The sequence below is a fragment of the Rhizobium sp. WW22 genome, assembly GCF_047041135.1.
Classification (GTDB): Bacteria; Pseudomonadota; Alphaproteobacteria; order Rhizobiales; family Rhizobiaceae; genus Rhizobium.
Map to the genome: position 1 here is coordinate 113,232 of NZ_CP178198.1, position 21,959 is coordinate 135,190.

The 21,959-nt window shown below is 60.1% G+C and carries 21 protein-coding genes, 1 tRNA gene and 1 pseudogene; 13 read left to right on the forward strand and 10 right to left on the reverse strand.

Translation table 11 applies throughout. The features are described from left to right. Positions 1-35: 35 nt before the first annotated feature. Positions 36-437 (forward strand): hypothetical protein, encoded by a 402-nt coding sequence (locus tag ACK83U_RS00585; RefSeq protein ID WP_162708049.1) that lies wholly within the window; start codon positions 36-38, stop codon positions 435-437. Positions 438-513: 76 nt separating this feature from the next. On the opposite strand, the gene ACK83U_RS00590 is transcribed toward ACK83U_RS00585, so the two are convergent. The 6 genes from ACK83U_RS00590 to ACK83U_RS00615 form a co-directional block, all read right to left on the reverse strand. Continuing rightward, the gene (locus tag ACK83U_RS00590; protein WP_112607987.1) at positions 514-813 is read right to left on the reverse strand and encodes a putative quinol monooxygenase; all 300 of its coding nucleotides are present in this window, start codon (positions 811-813) and stop codon (positions 514-516) included. Between the two features lie 148 nt (positions 814-961). Next, a complete protein-coding gene (locus ACK83U_RS00595) occupies positions 962-1,840 on the reverse strand; it encodes a glycosyltransferase (protein WP_112607989.1) in 879 nt (292 codons plus the stop codon). A gap of 361 nt (positions 1,841-2,201) precedes the next feature. Continuing rightward, positions 2,202-2,453, reverse strand: a complete 252-nt coding sequence (locus tag ACK83U_RS00600; RefSeq protein ID WP_112607993.1) for a DUF982 domain-containing protein — start codon at positions 2,451-2,453, stop codon at positions 2,202-2,204. Between the two features lie 59 nt (positions 2,454-2,512). Further along, a complete protein-coding gene (locus ACK83U_RS00605; protein WP_112607995.1) occupies positions 2,513-2,761 on the reverse strand; it encodes a DUF982 domain-containing protein in 249 nt (82 codons plus the stop codon). Between the two features lie 246 nt (positions 2,762-3,007). After that, a tRNA-Thr gene (locus tag ACK83U_RS00610) sits at positions 3,008-3,083 on the reverse strand. Positions 3,084-3,221: 138 nt separating this feature from the next. Continuing rightward, entirely contained in the window at positions 3,222-4,181 is a 960-nt protein-coding gene (locus tag ACK83U_RS00615) for an NAD(P)H-dependent flavin oxidoreductase (RefSeq protein ID WP_112608123.1), read from the reverse strand. 351 nt (positions 4,182-4,532) lie between these two features. On the opposite strand from ACK83U_RS00615, the gene ACK83U_RS00620 reads away from it, so the two are divergent. Continuing rightward, entirely contained in the window at positions 4,533-5,780 is a 1,248-nt protein-coding gene (locus tag ACK83U_RS00620; RefSeq protein WP_112607997.1) for a hypothetical protein, read from the forward strand. Between the two features lie 125 nt (positions 5,781-5,905). Here ACK83U_RS00620 and ppk2 read toward each other — a convergent pair whose 3' ends face one another. Further along, positions 5,906-6,787 (reverse strand): polyphosphate kinase 2, encoded by an 882-nt coding sequence (ppk2, locus tag ACK83U_RS00625; RefSeq protein ID WP_112607999.1) that lies wholly within the window; start codon positions 6,785-6,787, stop codon positions 5,906-5,908. A gap of 272 nt (positions 6,788-7,059) precedes the next feature. Between ppk2 and phoR the strand changes: the two genes are divergently transcribed. From phoR to phoB, 7 genes are all read left to right on the forward strand, one after another. After that, positions 7,060-8,286 carry a phosphate regulon sensor histidine kinase PhoR gene (phoR, locus tag ACK83U_RS00630; protein ID WP_112608001.1) on the forward strand — a complete coding sequence of 409 codons (1,227 nt, stop codon included), beginning with the start codon at positions 7,060-7,062 and terminating at the stop codon, positions 8,284-8,286. A 199-nt stretch (positions 8,287-8,485) separates the two neighbouring features. Beyond that, positions 8,486-9,505, forward strand: a complete 1,020-nt coding sequence (locus ACK83U_RS00635; protein ID WP_412474701.1) for a substrate-binding domain-containing protein — start codon at positions 8,486-8,488, stop codon at positions 9,503-9,505. A gap of 62 nt (positions 9,506-9,567) precedes the next feature. Continuing rightward, positions 9,568-11,049, forward strand: a complete 1,482-nt coding sequence (gene pstC / locus ACK83U_RS00640; RefSeq protein WP_112608005.1) for a phosphate ABC transporter permease subunit PstC — start codon at positions 9,568-9,570, stop codon at positions 11,047-11,049. Beyond that, positions 11,046-12,380, forward strand: a complete 1,335-nt coding sequence (gene pstA / locus ACK83U_RS00645) for a phosphate ABC transporter permease PstA (protein WP_412474702.1) — start codon at positions 11,046-11,048, stop codon at positions 12,378-12,380. The genes pstC and pstA overlap by 4 nt, the downstream gene beginning before the upstream one ends. A 15-nt stretch (positions 12,381-12,395) precedes the next feature. Then, a complete protein-coding gene (gene pstB, locus ACK83U_RS00650; RefSeq protein WP_112608007.1) occupies positions 12,396-13,211 on the forward strand; it encodes a phosphate ABC transporter ATP-binding protein PstB in 816 nt (271 codons plus the stop codon). 51 nt (positions 13,212-13,262) lie between these two features. Further along, positions 13,263-13,976, forward strand: a complete 714-nt coding sequence (phoU, locus tag ACK83U_RS00655; RefSeq protein ID WP_015338719.1) for a phosphate signaling complex protein PhoU — start codon at positions 13,263-13,265, stop codon at positions 13,974-13,976. A gap of 31 nt (positions 13,977-14,007) precedes the next feature. Next, complete coding sequence (gene phoB, locus ACK83U_RS00660) at positions 14,008-14,691, forward strand: phosphate regulon transcriptional regulator PhoB (RefSeq protein ID WP_004128368.1); 684 nt, start codon at positions 14,008-14,010, stop codon at positions 14,689-14,691. 89 nt (positions 14,692-14,780) lie between these two features. Here the strand turns inward: phoB and ACK83U_RS00665 are convergent, their stop codons facing one another. Next, positions 14,781-15,317 (reverse strand): GcrA family cell cycle regulator, encoded by a 537-nt coding sequence (locus tag ACK83U_RS00665; protein ID WP_112608009.1) that lies wholly within the window; start codon positions 15,315-15,317, stop codon positions 14,781-14,783. A gap of 424 nt (positions 15,318-15,741) precedes the next feature. Here ACK83U_RS00665 and ACK83U_RS00670 point away from each other — a divergent pair, with 424 nt between their 5' ends. From ACK83U_RS00670 to ACK83U_RS00680, 3 genes and pseudogenes are all read left to right on the forward strand, one after another. Continuing rightward, positions 15,742-16,941 (forward strand): aspartate aminotransferase family protein, encoded by a 1,200-nt coding sequence (locus ACK83U_RS00670; RefSeq protein WP_112608011.1) that lies wholly within the window; start codon positions 15,742-15,744, stop codon positions 16,939-16,941. A gap of 73 nt (positions 16,942-17,014) precedes the next feature. Continuing rightward, positions 17,015-17,856: pseudogene (gene argF / locus ACK83U_RS00675) on the forward strand (ornithine carbamoyltransferase); the annotation flags it as partial. 123 nt (positions 17,857-17,979) lie between these two features. Continuing rightward, complete coding sequence (locus ACK83U_RS00680; protein WP_112336595.1) at positions 17,980-18,969, forward strand: Hsp33 family molecular chaperone; 990 nt, start codon at positions 17,980-17,982, stop codon at positions 18,967-18,969. 6 nt (positions 18,970-18,975) lie between these two features. On the opposite strand, the gene apaG is transcribed toward ACK83U_RS00680, so the two are convergent. Then, complete coding sequence (gene apaG, locus ACK83U_RS00685; protein WP_015338724.1) at positions 18,976-19,368, reverse strand: Co2+/Mg2+ efflux protein ApaG; 393 nt, start codon at positions 19,366-19,368, stop codon at positions 18,976-18,978. 611 nt (positions 19,369-19,979) lie between these two features. Between apaG and ACK83U_RS00690 the strand changes: the two genes are divergently transcribed. Next, positions 19,980-20,693, forward strand: coding sequence for a DNA helicase (locus tag ACK83U_RS00690; RefSeq protein ID WP_112608015.1), 714 nt, complete (start codon positions 19,980-19,982; stop codon positions 20,691-20,693). A 64-nt stretch (positions 20,694-20,757) separates the two neighbouring features. Here ACK83U_RS00690 and ACK83U_RS00695 read toward each other — a convergent pair whose 3' ends face one another. Continuing rightward, positions 20,758-21,945, reverse strand: coding sequence for an O-succinylhomoserine sulfhydrylase (locus ACK83U_RS00695; protein ID WP_112608017.1), 1,188 nt, complete (start codon positions 21,943-21,945; stop codon positions 20,758-20,760). Between the last annotated feature and the right edge of the window lie 14 nt (positions 21,946-21,959).

Sequence of the window (21,959 nt, forward strand, 5' to 3'; positions counted from 1 at the left end):
GTAGCGTTTACGTCCGGCATTCAAGGAGGCTGGAAATGAAAATTCTGGCAACAGCGCTGGTTGCGCTAGGTATGGTCGCGTTGCCGGCAACCTATGCCGAGGCGCGTCATCATCATCATGGACACTACCATCGGATGATCGTCCATCGGTATTATCATCACCACTACTATTACCGCCATCACTACTATCGCCCATATTACGGCTATTACGCACCGTATTATGGCTATGACCGACCCTATTACGGCTATTACCAGCAGCCCTATTATCCCTTGGGGGTATTCGGCGTTTTCGGGGGCTATGGCGGCTATCACCATCACCACGGTTGGTATGGCGGGCGCGGATACCATCATGGCTGGTATGCCGGCGGTCATCACGGATGGCATGGCGGCGGCGGCCATTGGCGCTATTACAGCGAGCCGCATTTCTCGCACAACTGAGGGCCTGTCCGATGGCAGAACGGCGCCCTTTGGCGCCGTGTCAGGATGAGTTTATAAGCTGTCCGGCACTGCAGGTTCACACCGGATTCAGGACGTGAACGGCGCGATCGGCCATCAGATGCTTCACCTTCTCGCCGTAGGCGGCCATATGCGCGGAGGCGGCATGCGCCTTCAGCGCCGCCAGGCTCTCCCACTTCTCGACCACGACGAAGGTGTCAGGCCCAAAAGCTGGATCGGCCCCTTCGACATCCACAACGGCGGTATATTCGATGCAGCCGTCTTCGGCGTGAACGGCCGGAACATTCGCCTGGAATGCTTTAAGCACTTCGGCGCGCTTGCCGGGATGGGCGGTGAGGATGGCGAGTACGTGAATCATGGAGATGTCCTTGGCAAGATAGCTATACGGATGAAACGAGCGGACGCTGCCGAATGCGCGGCCGGTTCACCATTATCACGGAAAGACGCGAGCCGAACGCCGAACGTCCATTTTAATCGCGCTTCGAATCCCGCCGCTTCCGGCGGTTTTACATCCGATTGATGTATTTTGGATCGAGCGATCCGCTCAGCAGATGGCTGACTGCAAGGAGATTGCCCTGCAGGCGACCGCGCCGGTCGATATAGGGCGGTGGACTGACCGAGCCGACGACATTCGAGGCGATATTGCCGCCCATCAGCTTCAGCGCCCATTTCAGCGATACCGAGCGCTTCTTGACGAGATAGAGCGGATTGGCGACCTGGGAGTACCCAAGGCGCAGGCCCGATGTGCGGCCCGTCTTGACGCCGAGATGGACGCCACGCAGGCGATTGAACTTGACGATCTTGCCGAAAGGACGCAGCCGCCGGCACAGATCGACATCTTCCTGCCAGGCGTAGAGCGGCAGATCCTCGTCGAAATAGATACCATTTGCCAGCATCGCTTTTCGTCGGAAGATCATGTTGCAGCCGTAAGCATTATGCGTGGCCTCGATCGTCGGTGCCGGAAAGGGAGTGGCATCGGCTGCGAGTGCGGCATCCGCTTCGTCCGCCGTCAGGCCTGGCCCAAGGATACCGTCACGAACGACTTCGCCTGTCGCCACGACAATATCTTCATCCGCCTCGAATAGGGCTTCCGTCTCAGCAAGATAGTTCGTTGCCGGGAAGAAATCGTCATCGAAGACGACGACGACATCTATGCCGACAGCCGCATCGATGATGGCATTGCGCTGCGGGCAGCTTCCCTGCGGCGAGGAGAGGATCGTCACCGGAAACGGCGCTGAGCTCAAGCGCGCCATGTCGATATCGTCATCCTTGGTCGGACACAGGAAGAGGTGATCCGGCTTGCGCGCCTGTGTCGCGAGCCTGTCGATCATTGAGGCGAGGACCGCCTTGCGACCGCATGTCGCCACGCCAACGGCAATTTTCATGATGCACCCCCAGAATATGATCCCAAGGCGCACGGAACCACCAAAAGCTGAATGTTTGGTTGTGCTAATCGCGTGCATTCAACGGATCACGCGCGAAAGGCGTTTCGTTGTCAGCGGCCGGTTCGTTACATCTGTCGACGGAGCGTTTCGAACGAGCGCATCCGTCTCGGAGGTCGGCATTCGTGATCGGCTCGAATGCGTAACGCAAGCCATGAATGCCGAGACTTGCAGCATCTACGGTTCTGAAACAGGTCACCGCGCCGTTCGTTGCCGGATGAGAAATGACCGCATTGGCCGACATCGTCGGCTTAGCAGTTGCTCACGTGGGTTTTAAAGGCCGCGAATCATGGAATCGATAAGCTCAATTGTCGAAAATGAATATGTCGCCTTCCTGCAAAGCCGCGATGAAAGCCTCTCTGGCTTTCTCGGCGTCAAGCTTGCCCTCATGTGCGTCCAACAGCGCTTTTCTGGCTGCCCTGTAGGCTTGTCCGTCCTCAAGCGTCGGCCACTCCTTTGCCATGTATTCCATGGCGCGTTCCGCATTCGATATCACCAGCCGGTCGCCTGTCTTGCGGGTCTCGACGATTGCGGGCTTGCTCCACCATTGGGCCATGAGATTTCTCCTTCCACGGTCAACGTATCGTTGGCTGGAATGTTCCCGGAGGCGCGCCGTCACGACAATAAGGGAATTCCTGCTTCGGCCGCGGCGGCAATAAAGGCAACGCGCGCTTCTTCGGGCGCTCGCCTGCCGCGTTGGACGTCGATGCAGATGAGCAATGCCGACAGAAAGCAGTCACCTTCCTCCGACGGCCAGTCATCGAGAAGCGTCTTCCATACTTCCTCGACCGTACCGACGGATTTCGTTTCACCAGATCCGCAGCGAAAGATGCGGATCGGAGGAAAGTGTGGCACGATGTTCATGGTCGAAGACTCCGCCTTGGCGCAGCCGTTTTGGACCTTCTGCCATTAGGGATGCATTTAACTTTGTTAATCCGCCGGCGCCCTTTTAGGCGTTCCGCAATCAATCTCTGGCCCTAGGCGGGAAAAATCGGGCTTGGACACAAAATTCCGTGCTCATTCCAAGCAAGCGGCAACCTCGTGCCGCGAACGATCTCGATCCGCGTTCGAACACGCGGTTCAATATCACTGGCAAACAGGAAAAATGGATGGTGCCGCTTACGTGACTCGAACACGTGACCCCATCATTACGAATGATGTGCTCTACCGACTGAGCTAAAGCGGCATTCTGCGGAGCATTCGGTTCGGCCCCGTGATTTGCATGGCGCTGATACAGTCTATGCGGTCAGATTTCAAGCGCTCAAATTGCCATTTGGCAAAAAAGCGGGATGCTTGTGAAAATAGCCCCGCTTTTCAGTGCCGGTCAAAGCGCCAGCCGGGCGCGTGCCTGTCGGTATTCTCTCTCCAGCCGATCGATGAGAGCGGATACGGGCTGGATGGACTTGACCGCGCCGATGCCCTGGCCGGAACCCCAGATATCCTTCCAAGCCTTCACGCCTGTCGTGGCGGCCTCGAAATCCATTTTGGAAGGATCGGCCTCGGGCAGCTTGTCCGGATCGAGGCCCGCGGCGCGGATGGAGGGTTTCAGATAGTTGCCGTGCACACCGGTGAAATAATTGGAATAGACGATATCGGCAGCGGTGCCCTCGACGATCGCCTGTTTGTAGGTGTCGGCCGCGCGGGCCTCCTCCGTAGCGATGAAGGGCGAGCCGATATAAGCAAGATCAGCGCCGGCAGCTTGCGCCGCGAGGATCGCGCCGCCGGTGGCGATGGCGCCGGCCAGCAGCAACGGCCCATCGAACCATTCGCGGATTTCCTGCACGAGCGCAAAGGGCGAAAGCTGGCCGGCATGGCCGCCGGCCCCGGCAGCGACGGCAATCAGCCCGTCGGCCCCTTTGCGGATCGCCGAATTGGCATGCCGGTTGTTGATGATGTCGTGCAGCACGATGCCGCCATAGGAATGCACAGCCGCATTCACCTCGGGCACGGCGCCCAGCGAGGAAATGACGATCGGCACCTTGTATTTCACACAGAGCATCAGATCGTGTTCCAGGCGCTTGTTTGACGTATGGACGATCTGATTGACTGCAAATGGAGCTGCCGGACGATCCGGATTTGCGGCATTATAAGCGGCAAGATCCTCGGTGATCATAGCAAGCCATTCGTCGAGCTGGCTTTCCGGGCGCGCGTTCAGCGCCGGAAACGAGCCGACGACACCGGCCTTGCATTGCGCCAGCGTCAAGGCGGGATGAGAGATGATGAAGAGAGGCGAAGCCACCACCGGCAGGCGCAGGTGCTCGGTCAGGATCGAGGGGAGGGTCATGAACATCATCCCTTTTGACGTTTACGAAAACGTCAAAAGGGATAGCAGATGTCTGCCGAGAGGGGAAGATGGTGGAGGAGGCAGGCAAGAGCAGCAGGCAATGGGCAATAGGCAATAGGCAATAGTGCCTGACCGTCCCGGTCCGATACCTTCGCCTACTGCTGCTGCCTACCGGCACCCCATTTGTGTCGTCTTTGCCATTTATCCCCGCCCGGGTGCCCTTAACCCAAGGCAGAGGCTTGCGTATTGCAGAACGGGGCGTTACCGAATCCGGTTAACGATTGATGAAAATATGGCTGCCTTGCCAGCGGGCTTTCTAAGTATGGTGCGAGTGAGCGTAAAGGATCGGATGTGAGCGGATTAGAAACGGCCATCAGAAGCGCGTTGGATCGGTCTGATCGCGCCAATCCGGAAATCCGGGCTCGCATCTATCAGTCGGCACGGCAGGCTCTGGAAGCCGGTCTTCGCAAGCAGGACATTACCGATGTCAATGTCGTAGCCGCCCAGCGCCAGCGTCTGGAGGCGACGATCCGCGAGATCGAGGCCGAGGAGCGCGCCCGCCGCGCGCAGGCGATACCGGTTTCACCGGAGCTGGACGCTCCGCATGTTTCTCCATCCGCACCCAGGCCTGAAGCAAGCCAAGCTGCCGCACGGCCGCATGAGCCCGTCATGAGCGTGCGGGGAGAGACACGCGATCCGCCGATGTCGGCTGGCCCTGCCGTTCCGGTAGAGCCGATGTCGGCCGAGCGGGCGGGACGCGAAGGTGATTTCGGCGATATGCGCGCCGGACCCGCCGATCATCTCGGTGCGGACAGCGATGTGCGTCCGACGGCCGATGCGCGGTCGGCGCGGTCGATGAACTTCAAGCCGGAGCGCGCGGCCGTGCGCCGTAAGCCGCGCAAGTTCTTCTCGCGCCTGCTCGTCTTCTGCATTCTGCTTGCCTTCCTCGGCGTCGGTGCCTGGTGGATCAAGACCTCGGGCGTGCTCATGTCCGCCGCCCAGCGGGACACGAGCGTGCCCAATCCGCCGGCGCATGTCGATTCGCAGGATTTCAGCGGCAACAGCAATGATGACGACACGTCTGATCAGGATGACAATAGCGGCCCTGTCAATCCGGGCCTTGCCACCATCGATCCGCAGAACAGCTTTTCCGCGGAATGGCTGGAGGTATTGAAGCCCACGGACGCCCCGAAGGTTGCCACCAGCCCGCAATCGAAGGCCGAAAACGTATCGGAGAATGAAGGGCCGGCCGTGAGGCTGACCTCGCTCAGCAGCGGCCCGGACGGCAGCGGCTCGATCGAGGTGCCCGTCAATGTACTGCAGCAGATGGCCGGCAAGGCCTCGACGATCGCTCTGACATTGCAGTCCACCTCGGATGCACCGACGCAGATCACGGTGGAGTGCGATTTCGGTTCTCTCGGCCGTTGCGGCCGGCATCGTTTCACCGTCAGCCGGCAAAAGACGGATTCGCTGTTCCAGGTCAAGTTCGATCGTGCCATGGCGCCGACCAGTTCAGGGCGCCTGATCATCAATAGCGATGTCGATGGCAAGGCCCGCGGTGTCAATATCTACGCCATTCGCGTCCTGCCCGGGCAATAGAGCGTTTCCACTTTTCTTTGAATCGCGAAAACGCTCTATGCTCTTATTTCCCAACGCATTCCTGACGGAAAACCGCTGCGCATTTTTCCTGGAAGTGCTTGAGGCCGGGCCACGCGTCGAACTCGTCAGGCGAGGATATCCGATCCCATGCCGAGGATTTTCTGGTCGATTTCGCCGATGGCCTTCTTGTCCTTGCCGTCATAATCGAGCGTCAGCAGAATGTGACGGATAAGGTTCAGGCGCGCGCGCCGCTTGTCGTTGGCGCGCAGGACGGTCCAGGGTGCGTGGTCCGTATGCGTGTCCTTCAGCATGCGGTCGCGCTTCTCGCTGTAGTCCTTCCATTTCGGTAGGGCGGCGATATCCATCGAGGAGAGCTTCCAGACTGCGCGTGGATCGTGGCGCCGGTCGTGAAAACGCTTCAGCTGCATCTCCCGGCCGATATCGAGATAGAATTTAAAGAAATGGATGCCGTCCTGAACGATGAGTTTCTCCATCTGCGGCGCCTGCTTCAGGAACTGCTCGTATTGCTTCGGCGTGCAGAAGCCCATGACTGGCTCCACCCCGGCGCGGTTATACCAGGAGCGGTCGAAGAGCACGAATTCGCCCGCCGTCGGAAACTGGGCGACATAGCGCTGGAAATACCATTGGCCGCTTTCGCGGTCGGTCGGCTTCGTCAACGCCACCACGCGCGCCAGACGAGGGTTCATATGGGCTGAGGTCGCAGCGATCGAGCCTCCCTTGCCCGCGGCATCGCGTCCCTCAAAGAGCGCCATCACCCGCTTGCCGGTCGCCTGCAGCCAGAACTGCACCTTGATGAGTTCGATCTGCAGCGTTTTCAGCTCATCGAGATATTCTTCTTCCTTCAGCTTCTTCTTGTAGGGATAACCGCCCGAGGTCAGCGCCTCGTCATCGATCCAGCTCGGCAGCACGGGGTCATCGACATCGAAGATGCGCTTGATGCCGTGGATATCCAGCTCCACCGCCCGGCTCTCTGTCTTCTCCCCCATATCTCGGCTCCTCGGCTGTTTACATGGCGTTAACCCTGCCGCCGGCGGCGGCAAAAAGCTTGGCCAGAAAACTGGGGCATTTATTCAATAGTTTCAAGCCTTTTGCCGCCGCCCTCTTTTGCCGGCTACATTTATTTTTGCCAGTTACTGGCTTCTGTGGATAGAGCCGAATACTTCTGTCATGAATCGCAGATAAGACGCGGAATCCAGCGTTCCATGATGGCAGGCGAAGGACGGCGCAGTTGGAAGACGAATGGTCATTTGTCAGGAAGTTGGCGGTGCGGCTGCGGCAGGAGAGTGCCATCCTGGTTCTGGCGACGCTGATTGCCGTGCTCGCCCTCGTCGAAGGCATCAGCACAGGCGCCGTATTCTGGATCTGGGTGATCGTCATGATCGTCACGCTCATTCGTCCGCCGCTGGTCGAGCGGGTGGAGGTGCCGTCGCAAGCCGAGCCTGCGCCTGCCGATGCGCAAACCCTGTGGCGCACCGCTTTTGCGGGACTTGCGGCGCTCGATATGCCGGTGCTGATCATCGATCGCGAGGCGTCGGTGCTGGTGCAGAACATGGCCGTCGAAAAAGCCTTCGGTGCCTTTCCGATCGGCGCGCATATTTCCTCCAAGCTGCGCTCGCCGGGTCTGCTCGATATGGTACGCGAGACCATCGCCACCAATGCGCCGAACCAGATCGAGCATTCCGAGCGCCTGCCTTCGGAGCGGGTCTATGTCGTGCGTATCGCGCCGATCGATCTGCCTGAGATCGACAGGCAGGAAGATGCGCTCTTTCTGCTCTCGTTCCGCGACATATCGGAGTTGCGCCACATCGATCGCATGCGTTCAGACTTCGTCGCCAATGCCAGCCATGAATTGCGCACGCCTTTGGCATCGCTGCGCGGCTTCATCGAGACGATCCAGGGGCCTGCCAAAGCCGATCCGAAGGCGCAGCAGCGTTTCCTCGGCATCATGTTCGATCAAACCACCCGCATGAGCAGGCTGGTGGATGATCTTCTGTCGCTGTCGCGTCTGGAGTTGAAGTCGCATATCGCGCCGGATCAGAAGGTGGATCTCGTCCCCTTGCTCGGTCATGTGCGTGACTCCCTGCTGCCGCTTGCTGGGGATCTCGACGTGACCATCAATCTGCATTTGCCGCTGGGTAAGGTGGAGGTATTGGGGGATCGAGACGAGCTGGTGCAGGTCTTCGAGAACCTGATCGAGAACGCCTGCAAATACGGCCAGGAAGGCAAGTCGGTGGAAGTTTCGCTACTCAGCGGTGCCGGCCAGGCCGTCGAAGTGGTCGTCTCGGACAGGGGGCCGGGCATACCCGCAGAACATGTGCCGCGCCTGACCGAGCGGTTCTATCGCGTTAACGTTGAGGACAGCCGGTCCAAGAAGGGGACCGGTCTCGGGCTTGCCATCGTCAAGCACATTCTGACCCGCCATCGCGCCAGACTGATCGTCAAGTCGGAAGTCGGAAAAGGTACCGACTTCACAGTCCGCTTCTGACAACCTCCACCTATCCCAGTATGGGCGGCGATTTATCCAAATTATATCAGGCATATAGCCTGTCATAATTGTTTCACTCGCCTGACATAAAAGGGCGGTGTTTTCGCCAGTAAGAATGGACTGCTGAAAAAGTGGATGTGGCCTCCACCTCGGCGCTCTTCAAAGCTCATCAGGGGGATTCGTTGTGAATGCTTTGAAAATGTCCGTTCTTGCGCTGGTTGCATCGGTTGCCCTGGGCGGCACTGCAACCGCCCGCGATCAAATTCAGATCGCCGGCTCATCGACCGTATTCCCATATGCCAAGATCGTTGCCGAAACCTTCGGCGAGACCTTTACCGATTTCAAGACTCCTGTGGTCGAGTCCGGAGGCTCCGGAGCCGGCCTGAAGGAATTCTGCAAGGGTGTCGGAACGGATTCCATCGACATCGCCAATTCGTCGCGCCCGATCAAGGACAGCGAAGTCCAAGCCTGCAAGGCCGCCGGCGTCACCGATATCCAGCAGATCAAGATCGGCTATGACGGCATCGTCTTTGCCTTCGACAAGAGCAATCCGGACATCAGATTCGAACCCGTCGATCTCTATAAGGCGATTGCCGCCGAGGTGGTCGTCGATGGCAAGCTCGTCGCCAACCCCTACAAGAAGTGGTCTGAGATCAATCCATCGCTGCCGGATTTTGAAATCGCTACCTATATTCCGGGTGAGAAGCACGGCACGCGCGAAGTCTTCGAAGAGAAGGTGCTTGCCGCCGGCTGCAAGGCTTCTGGCGCAGCCGATGTCATCAAGGCCGCAGTCTCCGATGCGGCTCAGCAGGCGAAAAAATGTGTTGCCGTGCGCAAGGATGGCGCCGCCGTCGATATCGACGGCGACTATCCCGAGACGCTGGCCCGCATCAATGCCAACGAGCACGGCATCGGTGTGTTCGGCTTGTATTTCTTCCAGAACAACGCCGACAAGCTGAAGGTTGCCACCGTCAGCGGCATCGTGCCCTCGGGTCAGACGATTGCCGATGGCACCTATCCGGTATCGCGGCCGCTGTTTTTCTACGTCAAGAAGGCCCATCTGGGTGTCATCCCGGGGCTCAAGGAATATGTCGATTTCTTCACGAGCGATCAGATGATCGGACCGGACGGCCCGCTGGCGGAATATGGCCTCGTGCCGGCACCGGATGCTGAGCGCGACCAGATCCGTAAGGATGTCGCGGTCGGGAAGATTATGTGAATGCTGAAGGGTCGAGCGCCGGTGCGGCTTTCCGCTGTGCCGGGGTTCGCCGGGGAATGGGAATGAGTGTATCGCTGCTGCTGCTCTGCTTGTCGGTCTTCGGCGCCTCCGCTTTCGTGCTGGGGCGGGTGAGGGCGGCTGCGTTATCGGGCGGCAGGTCCTCGTCGATGCATTCCCGGCTCGGCTATCACGGCGCCTATGCCGCTATATGGGCTGTGCTTCCCGCTCTCGCGCTCGTCTGCGTCTGGCTGATCGTCAGCCCCATTATGATCGATCGCGTAGTGACGAAATCCTTTCCCGAGGAAGTAAGGTCTTTGCCGCAGGCGGAGCTCAATCTCAGCTACGGCATGGTGCGCAGCATCGCCCGCGGGATGCGCATGCTCGAGAGCCAGGAGCTCGCCGATGTCGATGGCGGCAAGGCTGATCTTCAGTTGCTGCTGGCGCAGAAGGGCGTTCCGCTCGCAGTTCGCCCCACGGGCTACATGATCGACGCTGCCAACAAATATAATGGCATGCGCGAAGCGAGCCGCATGGTCATGTCGGCAGCGGCAATCGCCCTATCGCTGCTTTGCGCAGCCCACGGCCTTCGTGCCATCGCCCCACGTTTTCGCGCCCGCAATCGTGTGGAACAGGTCATTCTCGGAGCCCTGATCGTCGCTTCCTCCATCGCGGTGCTGACGACGGTTGGCATCGTCGTTTCAATGCTTTCGGAAGCGGCGCGTTTCTTCAGCATGGTGCCGGCCAGCGAATTCTTCTTCGGTACCGTCTGGGACCCGCGCTTCGCTGGCGCCGGCGCGCAGACTTCGGGCACCTTCGGCCTGATCCCGCTGCTGGCGGGCACGGTCTATATCGGCTTCGTCGCCATGCTGTTTGCCGTGCCCATCGGCCTGTTTGCCGCGATCTACATGGCCGAATATGCCTCGGCTCGCGTCCGCTCCATCGCCAAGCCGATGCTGGAGGTCCTGGCCGGCATCCCGACGATCGTCTACGGCTTCTTCGCCCTTGTCACCGTCGGCCCCTTCCTGCGCGATATCTCAGTCGAGATCGATGGCTTGATGACGGGCGACTATAAAGGCTTTATCGAGGCACAGAGCGTTTTGACGGCCGGCTTCGTCATGGGCATCATGCTCATCCCGTATGTTTCCTCGCTGTCGGACGATATCATCATGGCCGTGCCGCGCTCGCTGCGCGACGGCTCGCTTGGCCTCGGCGCCACGCGGTCGGAAACGGTCAAGCGTGTTCTGCTGCCCGCCGCCCTTCCGGGCATCGTCGGCGCACTGCTGATGACCGCGTCGCGGGCGATCGGTGAAACCATGATCGTGGTGCTGGCAGCCGGCGTTGCCGCGCGCATGCAGCTCGATCCCTTCGAACCGATGACGACTGTCACCGTGAAGATCGTCAACCAGCTGACCGGCGATCTGGAATTCACCTCGCCGCAGACGCTCGTCGCCTTTGCACTCGGGATCACGCTGTTCTTCCTGACGCTGTGCCTCAACGTCTATGCGCTCTACATCGTCCGTCGATATAGGGAGCAATACGAATGAGCGACGTCGTATCCTCCTCTCAGCTCAACATGCCGCGCGGCCTGACGCCGGGTGCGTCGGTGCGTCGCGATATCGGCATCAGACGGCGCTATGCCGCCGAACGCCGCTTCCGCGCCTATGGGCTCACTGCCGTCATTTTCGGCCTTATCTTCCTCATCATCCTGATCTCCACCGTGGTCCGCACGGGTTATACCGCCTTCGTTCAGACCTCGATCACCCTGCCGATCGAATTCACCGAGAAGGTGATCGACCCCGCAGCCAAGCGCGCCAGCGATCCGAAGGTGCTGGTATCAGCCAACTACCCGGTATTGGTGCGCGACGCGCTGGTGAAAGCCTTGAGCATCGATCCCGCCAATCGCGCGCTCGTTCGCGAGGCAACGGCGATGGTGTCGGACAGTGCCAGGATCGCGCTGCGCGACAAGGTCGTTGCCAATCCCTCGATCATAGGGACGACTGAGAGCGTCACCTTCCTTGCCAGCTCCAATATCGATTCAGCCAACAAGGGCCAGATCGATCTGACAGTCGATGAGAAGGATCGCAAGATATCCGACCGCCAGGTCGCCTGGATGAAGCAACTCAGCGAAAGCGGCGCGCTTTACAAGGCCTTCAACAGCGGTCTCTTCCTGTCGGGCAACTCGAGCCGGCCCGAAGCCGCCGGGCTCGGCGTCGCTCTGATCGGCTCGTTCTACCTGATGCTGACCGTTCTCGTGCTTGCCTTGCCGGTCGGCGTCGCCGCCTCGATCTATCTGGAGGAGTTCGCGCCGAAGAACCGGCTGACGGACCTGATCGAGGTCAACATCAACAATCTCGCGGCCGTCCCATCGATCGTCTATGGCTTGCTGGGTCTCTCGGTCTTCATCAACATGATGGGTCTGCCGCGTTCGGCCTCGCTGGTCGGCGGTCTCGTGTTGAGCCTGATGACGCTGCCGATGATCATTATCGCCACACGCTCGGCGTTGCGGGCCGTGCCGCCGTCGATCCGCAGCGCAGCGCTCGGTCTTGGTGCATCGCGCATGCAGATGGTCTTCCATCACGTGTTGCCGCTTGCGATGCCCGGCATTCTGACGGGCACGATCCTCGGGCTTGCGCACGCGCTTGGCGAGACTGCGCCGCTGCTTCTGATCGGCATGGTCGCCTTCGTCGCCAACTATCCGGCATCGCCGCTCGATCCTTCGACGGCGCTGCCGGTGCAGATCTACATGTGGGCGAGCGAAGCCGAGCGGGCCTTCGTCGAAAGGACGTCCGGCGCCATCATCGTGCTTCTCTTCTTCCTCGTCGCGATGAACATCGGCGCCATCCTGCTGCGGCGCCGCTTTGAGCGGCGCTGGTAAGGGAGGGCGCACGAAATGAACATGATGACGGAAGCCGCAAGCGAAAGAGCCTTGGCCAAGAAGATGACCACGATCCCTTACAAGATGATCGGCCAGGACGTTTCTGTGTTCTACGGCGACAAGCGGGCGCTCTTCGACGTCAATCTGAAGATCCGCGCCAATACCGTCACGGCTTTGATCGGCCCTTCCGGTTGCGGCAAGTCCACCTTCCTGCGCTGCCTCAACCGCATGAACGATACGATCGAGACCTGCCGGGTCACCGGCAAGATCACGCTCGACGATCAGGATGTCTACGACGACAGCATCGACGTGGTAGAGTTGCGCGCCCGCGTCGGCATGGTCTTCCAGAAGCCCAACCCGTTCCCAAAGTCCATCTTTGAGAACGTCGCCTACGGCCCGCGCATCCATGGCCTGCATCGCTCAAAGGCCGATCTCGAGCATATCGTCGAGACCAGCCTGCAGAAGGCCGGTCTCTGGGGCGAGGTCAAGGATCGGCTCCATGATGCCGGCACGAGTCTATCGGGCGGTCAGCAGCAGCGTCTGTGCATCGCCCGCGCCGTCGCGGTCAGTCCGGAGGTCATCCTGATGGACGAGCCGTGCTCGGCGCTCGATCCGATCGCGACCGCCAAGGTCGAGGATCTCATCCACGAGCTGCGGGAGAATTTCACCATCGTCATCGTGACGCATTCCATGCAGCAGGCAGCCCGCGTCTCGCAGCGTACCGCAATGTTCCATCTCGGCCACCTGGTCGAGGAGAACGACACCGATAAGATGTTCACCAATCCCGACGATTTCCGCACGCAGGATTACATCATGGGCCGTTTTGGTTGATGATGTCAGGCGCGCGGCTCATTTCACACAGTTCACCTTGAGGATAGAAAAATGGTCTCCACTCACATTCTCTCTGCCTATGACGAAGACCTGAAGTTCCTGACGCGCCGCATTGCTGAAATGGGCGGCCTGGCAGAGCAGATGGTTAGCGACAGCGTACGCGCGCTGGTCAATAGCGACGCTGCCCTGGCCCAGAAGGTCATCTCCGACGACGTCGTTCTCGACCATGCCGAGCGCGAAGTCGGCGACAAGGCGATCGTTACCATCGCCCGCCGTCAGCCGATGGCGGCGGACCTGCGTGAAATCATGGGCTCGATCCGCATTGCATCCGATCTGGAGCGCGTCGGCGATCTCGGCAAGAACACCGCAAAGCGCGTCATCGCCGTCCAGGGCACCGGTGTCCCGCGCCGTCTCGCCCGCGGCATCGAGCATCTCTCCGAACTGGCGCTGAGCCAGCTCAAGGAAGTTCTGGATGTCTACGCGACCCGCTCGCCGGACAAGGCCGTATCGATCCGCGAACGCGACGAGGAAATCGACGCCATGTACACCTCGCTCTTTCGCGAGATGCTGACCTACATGATGGAAGATCCGCGCAACATCACCACCTGCACGCATCTTCTCTTCTGCGCCAAGAACATCGAGCGCATCGGCGACCATGCCACCAACATCGCCGAGACGATCTATTACATGGCGACGGGCGCGCAGCCGGAAGGCGAGCGCCCGAAGGACGATACCGCCAATACCGTCGGCGCAGTGACCGAATAATCCGAAAGCGAAGAAAGGAGACCATAGGCGCATGGTTCCGAGAGTTGCTGTTGTAGAAGACGAGGAAGCGCTCAGCGTTCTGCTGCGCTACAATCTTGAGGCCGAAGGCTTCGAGGTCGACACGATCCTCAGAGGCGATGAGGCCGAGCTGCGTCTCCAGGAGCGCATCCCCGATCTCCTGATCCTCGACTGGATGCTGCCCGGCGTATCGGGCATCGAGCTCTGCCGCCGGCTGCGTATGCGGCCGGAGACTGAGCGCCTGCCGATCATCATGCTGACGGCCCGCGGCGAGGAAAGCGAGCGCGTGCGCGGGCTTTCGACCGGCGCGGACGATTATGTCGTCAAGCCGTTCTCGACGCCGGAGCTGATGGCTCGCGTCAAGGCGATGCTGCGGCGTGCCCGCCCGGAGGTTCTCTCCACGGTGCTGCGTTGCGGCGATATCGAGCTGGACCGCGAAACCCATCGCGTTCACCGCAAGAGCCGCGAAGTGCGGCTGGGGCCGACGGAATTCCGCCTGCTGGAGTTCCTGATGTCCTCGCCGGGCCGCGTCTTCTCGCGTTCGCAGCTGCTCGACGGCGTATGGGGTCACGATATCTACGTCGACGAACGCACGGTCGACGTCCATGTCGGCCGCCTGCGCAAGGCGCTCAACTTCTCCAATATGCAGGATGTCATTCGCACCGTTCGCGGCGCGGGCTACTCCATGGAGGCCTGAGCGGGGATACCCGATCAGGCATCAACATAGCGGCGGAAACAGAAAACGGGCCTCAAGGGCCCGTTTCTTTATCTCAGTCATCAAGCTTCTCAGCCACGCGGCTGGGCCGGCCTACGCCGTTCATGCACCGGCTGGTAGGCCAGGCGCTGATGGTAGGTGCAGTAAGGCGATGAATCTGGGCTCTCATTGCCGCAGAAATGGAAATCGTCCTTCAGCGGATCGCCGACCGGCCACTTGCAGGTGCGCTCCGTCAGTTCCGTCAGGCCGAGGCGGCGGGAAATCGGAACGACGACGTTCGATGCCGGGCGATACTGGATTTCGTTGACGGAATCGATCTCGATCTCTTCCTTCAGCATGGTTGCGCCCTGCTGGCGGGCAACCACCGTGCGGGTAGCAACGCGCGATCCGTAGGTCGCAGCGCGAGGTGCCGCTGCGCTGCGCTTCGGCGTGCGCGCTGCGGTTGTCGCGCCGCCCGCCTTCGCTCGGCCGGGGAGGTTCAGGCGATGCACCTTGCCGATGACGGCATTACGGCTCACGCCACCGAGCTGCGCAGCGATCTGGCTGGCGCTCAATCCTTCGGACCATAGCTTTTTCAGCTTCTCGACGCGTTCGTCTGTCCAATTCATGCCCTGTCTCCGCTGTCGCGTTTCCGATGGCAGAATCCCTCACCATTGCCTCGCATGGTATCGAGGCGCGAAACGCTCTAAAATTGTGGTGACTAGTTCCGCCGCATGCAGTCTAGCAATTGGTTTTTAACCTAGTGTGAGGCTGACTCCGTGACAAGAGTCGCGGGAATCTTGAGGAATCGATTTCGAGGTTTTCCCCAACTTGCTGTCCGGGCGTGGCATTTCTGCCATAGGCGCCGCCCGACGCATCTCTTTTGCCGGCAAGCGTTTTCTCGCACCTGCTAAAACGGCAGTTTTGTTGACATCGCGGTGCAAAACATCAATAGTGCCCAAGCCGCCGCAAGGCGGCATTTTTGATTTTTTCGGACCCGTTTCATCAAATGGAAGCGATCGGTCCTTAAAGTTGTGATCAGGAGATATGGCCATGGCCGAGACCACGCCGCTTTACGACACCTACTTGCGCGCTCCGCTGCGGTTCGAGCGAGGTGAGGGCGTCTGGCTGGTCACTGAGAATGGCGAACGCTACCTCGATTTCGCAGCCGGCGTCGCGGTCAATTCGCTCGGTCATGCTCATCCCCATCTTGTCGCCGAGCTGAAGGCGCAGGCCGACAAGGTCTGGCACCTGTCCAACCTCTATGAGGTGCCCGGCCAGGAGAAGCTGTCGAAGCGGCTGACGGAAGTGACCTTCGCCGACAAGGTGTTCTTCACCAATTCGGGCGCGGAGGCGCTGGAGTGCGCCATCAAGACTGCGCGGCGCTATCAATTCGCCAAGGGGCATCCCGAGAAGTTCCATATCATCACCTTCGAAGGCGCCTTCCACGGCCGCACCATCGCAACGATCGCCGCCGGTGGCCAGGAAAAATATATCGAAGGTTTCGGCCCGAAGGCACCGGGCTTCGACCAGGTGCCCTTCGGTGATCTCGACGCCGTCCGCGCCGCCATTACCGATGCGACGGGCGCTATCCTGATAGAGCCGGTGCAGGGCGAGGGCGGTATCCGCCCGGCGACAAACGAATTCCTGCGCGGGCTGCGGGAGATCTGCGATGAGCACGGCCTGCTTTTGATCCTCGACGAAGTACAGTGTGGTGTCGGCCGTACCGGCAAGCTCTTTGCCCATGAATGGTCCGGTATCAAGCCTGACATCATGGCGGTCGCCAAGGGTATCGGCGGCGGTTTCCCGCTCGGTGCGTGCCTTGCGACGGCGGAAGCCGCTTCCGGCATGAAGGCCGGCACGCATGGCTCGACCTATGGCGGCAATCCGCTTGCCATGGCAGTCGGCAATGCGGTTCTCGATATCGTGCTTGCCGAAGGCTTCCTGCAGCATGTGCGCGATGTCTCGCTGGTCTTCCGCCAGGGGCTCGCCTCGCTCAAGGATCGTTTTCCTGACATCATCGAGGACGTTCGCGGTGAAGGCCTGATGCTCGGCATCAAAGCGGCCATTCCGCAGGCGGAATTGCTGCAGGCGATCCGTGCCGAGCATCTGCTCGGCGTTCCGGCCGGCGACAACGTCATCCGCCTGCTGCCGCCGCTGGTCGTCACTGCCGAGGAAGCACGCGAAGGTCTCGCCCGCCTGGAGCGCGCCGCCGAGCGCGCGCGCGCTGCCCGCACCAAGAAATCGGCTTGAATTCAACGCCCGCTGTCGGGGCGTTCCTGCCCCACGCGGGCGTTATTGTTTTTTCTGGAGCACAGGTAAGGACATGGCTTCTCCGAAACACTTTCTCGATCTCTCTGCCGTTCCGGCTGCCGATCTGCGTAACATCATCGATGACGCGATCGTCCGAAAGAGCGCGCAGAAGGCCGGCACGGCCGACAGGCCGCTTGCCGGCAAGATGCTGGCGATGATCTTCGAGAAGCCGTCCACCCGAACCCGTGTCTCCTTCGATGTCGGCATGCGGCAGCTGGGCGGCGAGACGCTGTTCCTCTCCGGCACCGAAATGCAGCTTGGCCGCGCCGAGACGATCGGCGATACGGCGAAAGTGCTGTCGCGCTATGTCGATGCGATCATGATCCGCACCACCGATCATTCCCGCCTGTTGGAGCTGGCGGAACATGCGACCGTTCCGGTCATCAATGCGCTGACCGACGATACGCACCCCTGCCAGATCATGGCCGATATCATGACCTTCGAAGAGCATCGCGGCCCGATCAAGGGCAAGACGCTTGCCTGGACGGGCGACGGCAATAACGTGCTGCATTCGCTGATCGAAGGGGCCGCCCGTTTCGGCTATCGCATGAATATGGCGGTACCCCTTGGTTCCGAGCCGAAGGATCACTATCTGAACTGGGCCCGCAACGAGGGCGCCGAAATCATGCTCTCGCATGATGCAGACCGTGCGGTCGCCGGCGCCGATTGTGTGGTAACCGATACCTGGGTTTCCATGAATCAGGAGCACCGGGCACGCGGTCACAACGTCTTCCAGCCCTATCAGGTCAACAAGGCTTTGATGGCACAGGCCGGCAAAGACGCGTTGTTCATGCATTGCCTTCCGCCCATCGCGGCGAAGAGGTGACGGACGAGGTGATCGACGGTCCGCAATCCGTTGTCTTCGATGAGGCGGAAAACCGCCTTCATGCGCAAAAGTCGATTCTTGCTTGGTGCCTGGGCGCGATCTGAGGATATGAAGCCGCGTTTTAAGGGCGCGGGCGCAGTAGGAGTAAAGCAATGGCCGAAAATGCAGCCTCGCTGGGTCAGTTTGATTTCGCCGGTGACGATCACGTCGTTCCCTTCCAGGTGGAAGGTCTGGACGTGCGCGGCCGTGCCGTGCAGCTCGGTCCGCTGCTGGACGCGATCCTTGCCCGGCACGATTATCCGACGCCGGTCGCGCGGCTGCTCGCCGAAGCCATCGTCCTGACCGTCCTGCTCGGTACGTCGCTGAAATTCGAAGGCAAGTTCACCGTGCAGACCAAGGGCGACGGTCCCGTCGACCTTCTGGTCGCCGATTTCTCGACGCCGGAAAACGTTCGGGCCTATGCGCGTTTCAATGAAGAAGCGCTGGCAAAGGCAGTTGCGGAAGGCAGAACCGAGCCGGAGCAGCTGCTCGGCAAGGGCGTGCTCGCTTTTACCATCGATCAGGGCCGCTTCAGTCAGCCTTATCAGGGTATCGTCGCGCTTGATGGCGCTTCGCTGGAGGAGATTGCCGGCACGTATTTCCGCCAGTCGGAACAGATCCCGACGCGCGTGCGTCTGGGCGCTGCAGAGCTATTCGATCGCGATGAGAACGGCAAGCCGCGTCACCGCTGGCGTGCCGGCGGCCTGATCGCGCAGTTCTTGCCGGAAGCGCCCGAGCGCATGCGCCAGCCGGACCTGCATGGCGGCGATGGCGATACCGGTGGGCGCGATCATGCCGAGGATGATGCCTGGGCGGAAGCGCGCAGCCTGGTGGAAACCATCGATGCAGATGAGCTGACGGATCCGCAGGTCGGCACCGAGCGGCTTCTCTATCGCCTCTTCCACGAGCGCGGCGTCCGTGTCTATGAACCGAAGGCCGTCTATGACCGCTGTTCGTGCTCGCGCGACAAGCTGAAGGGCGTCTTGAAAGGTTTCTCAGCCGAGGAGATCGAGGCCAGCCAGGAGAATGGCGAGATCGCCGTCACCTGCGAGTTCTGCTCGACGACCTATCGCTTCGAAGTGTCGGAAATAGAGGTGGCCTGAGGTCGCTCAGTTCAGCGTGCGCAGCAGGTTAGGCGTATCCAGTGAAAAGGCGGGGATCTTGACATGGAATTGCTCCCCGCCGTCCGTTTCCATCTGGTAATGACCGAACATCATGCCTGACGGTGTATCAAGTGGACAGCCCGAGGAATATTCATAGGTATCGCCGGGCTTTAGGTGCGGCTGCTCGCCGACCACGCCGGGGCCTGTCACTTCATCCACGATGCCGTTCATGTCGGTGATGTGCCAATAGCGCGTTACCAGCTTCACGGCTTCCTTCGAGTGGTTGGAAATGACGATGCGGTATCCCCAGACATAACGGTCATCATCCGGATCGGATTGCTCCTCCAGATAAAACGGCTCTACAACCACCTCGATGTCGCGTGTTAGGGCGCGATACATGCCTGACACCTTGCCACTGCCCTGAAACGTCGAGCGCTCCTTGAAGCCGCATCGCCGTTTCAGCATTTTCAAGTTTGCGGCATATTATCCGCTTTCCACCATTCCCGCAAAGTGCAGGATATTTAGCGGTATCCTATAGCCGATGCTTTCCGTCAAGGAACGACGTAATGAAATCTTGCGTGAACGGTTGGGACGGTTTCGATTTCAGCTATTACGGTTCATATTGAAGGTTAACGAAGTCGTCTCCAAGTATCCTAGGTCGCCGTGATTTGATCTTATCTGCCGGAGTAGAGGTAGGCGCATCCTCCGTACTCAGGAAACGCTTGCCACGATTGTCCGTGGACTTCTGTGATTGGTAGTCAACCTGATCGCCCGGCATCAAAACCTCCGGGCCATATAACCCTCATTCCTTTTATATGTTCCTCTTGCAGGACTTGCATGAGATTCCCATGCAGGAGGATTTCGGCTATCATCTGATTCTGGCATCGCCCATGCCTCCCCCCTCCATTCGGGAAAGTATATTTCATGCAGGGCCGTCGATATCCAAACCGACTGTTTGAGCGCTTGGCATAAGGAGGGGTTGCGGTCATTGCTCGCAATAGGAGGTTTATATGAGGCTTTCTGCCCCTGTTTATCATTTGAAACGTAAGGCGAGGCTCCTGTCCCGCCAGCAGAATATCCCTTTGCACACCGCGCTGGATCGCGTCGCGGCCGTCGAGGGTTTCGGAGGCTGGAGTTTGCTTGCGAGCAAAACGAACTCAGCCGTGCCCGTCGGCGAGCTGTATTCGCGTTTAAGCCCGGGCGATCTGGTGCTGATCGGCGCACGGCGCGGTCACGGCAAGACCCTGATGAGCCTGAGGCTCGCCGTCGACGCCATGAAGGCTGGCAACCGTGGCATCTTCTTCACGTTGGAAGACACCGAAAAGGTCGTTCTGGACCGTTTTCCGGTCATCGGTGCCGATCATGCGGAATTTGCTGATCTATTCGAGTTCGATAATTCGGATGCCATCAGCGCCGATTATATCGTGGAGAGGCTGGCTCAGGCATCGCCTGGCACGCTGGCCGTGGTCGATTTTCTGCAACTACTGGATCAGAAGCGGGAGAATCCGGAATTAATGATCCAGGTTCAGATATTGAAGACGTTTGCACGCGCCAGAGGCGTTATCGTCGTCTTCATCTCGCAGGTCGACCGCTCCTACGATCCGGCGTTGAAGCCCGTGCCCGATCTTGCGGATGTTCGCCTGCCGAATCCGCTGGATCTCAAGCTGTTCGACAAGATGGTCTTCCTGAACAACGGCCTGGTCGAATTCAAGGTCGCCAGCTGACGAGCTGCCAATTGTTTAAAGGCAATCGAGCCGCCCGGAGAAAATCCAGGCGGCTCGACGAATATCAGGCGGAAACCTGCTCGAGAGCGCGGGCGAAATCATCGACCAGATCGGCGCTGTCCTCGATGCCGGCGGAGAAGCGCACGGTGCCCGGCGAAATGCCGAGCTCGGCGCGGGCCTCGTCGGTGAGGTTCTTGTGCGTCGTCGTGGCAGGATGCGTGATCAGGCTCTTCGAGTCGCCGAGATTGTTGGAGATCTTCACGATCTCCAGCGCGTTCTGCAGCTTGAAGGCCGCTTCCTTGCCGCCCTTCAATTCGAAGGCGACGAGGGTCGAGCCGCCGCTCATTTGCTTGGCGATGATATCGGCCTGCGGGTGATCCTTTCGGCCGGGATAGATAACGCGGGCGACCTTGTTCGTCTGCTCGGCGAGGAAATCGGCAACCTTGGAGGCGTTCGCCGTCTGCTGCGCAACGCGCAGCGGCAGCGTCTCGATGCCCTTCAGCAGCGTCCAGGCGGTAAAGGGCGACATGGCCGGGCCGGTATGGCGGAAATAGTCCTGCAGGTTCTCGTCGATCCATTGCTTGTCGGAGAGGATGACGCCGCCGAGCGAACGGCCCTGGCCGTCGATATGCTTGGTGGCGGAATAGACGACGATATGAGCGCCGAGTTCCAGCGGCTTCTGGAAGAGCGGCGTTGCAAAGACGTTGTCGACCACGACCTTGGCGCCGATCTGGTTGGCGAGCTTGGCGACAGCGGCGATATCGACCACTTCCAGCGTCGGATTGGTCGGGCTTTCGAGGAAGAAGACCTTGGTGTTCGGCCGGATGGCCTTTTCCCAGTTCTCGGTGAAACGGCCATCGACCAGCGTGCATTCGATGCCGTATTTCGGCGCTAGCGTCTCGACCACCCAGCGGCAGGAGCCGAAGAGCGCACGGGCGGCAACGATATGATCGCCGGCCTTCAGCTGGCAGAGGATGGCGGCAGAAACGGCGGCCATGCCGGACGCGGTGGCGCGGGCGTCTTCAGCGCCTTCGAGAGCGCACATGCGCTTTTCGAACATGTCGTTGGTCGGGCTGCCGTAGCGGGCGTAGATGAACCCATCCGTTTCGCCCTTGAAGCGGGCTTCCGCCGCTTCCGAGGTGTCATAGACGAAGCCCTGGGTCAGATAGATTGCTTCGGAGGTCTCGCCGAATTGCGAACGGAGTGTTCCGCCGTGAACGAGCTGGGTTGCGGGGCGCCAAGTCTTGCTCATGCCATCACCACTTT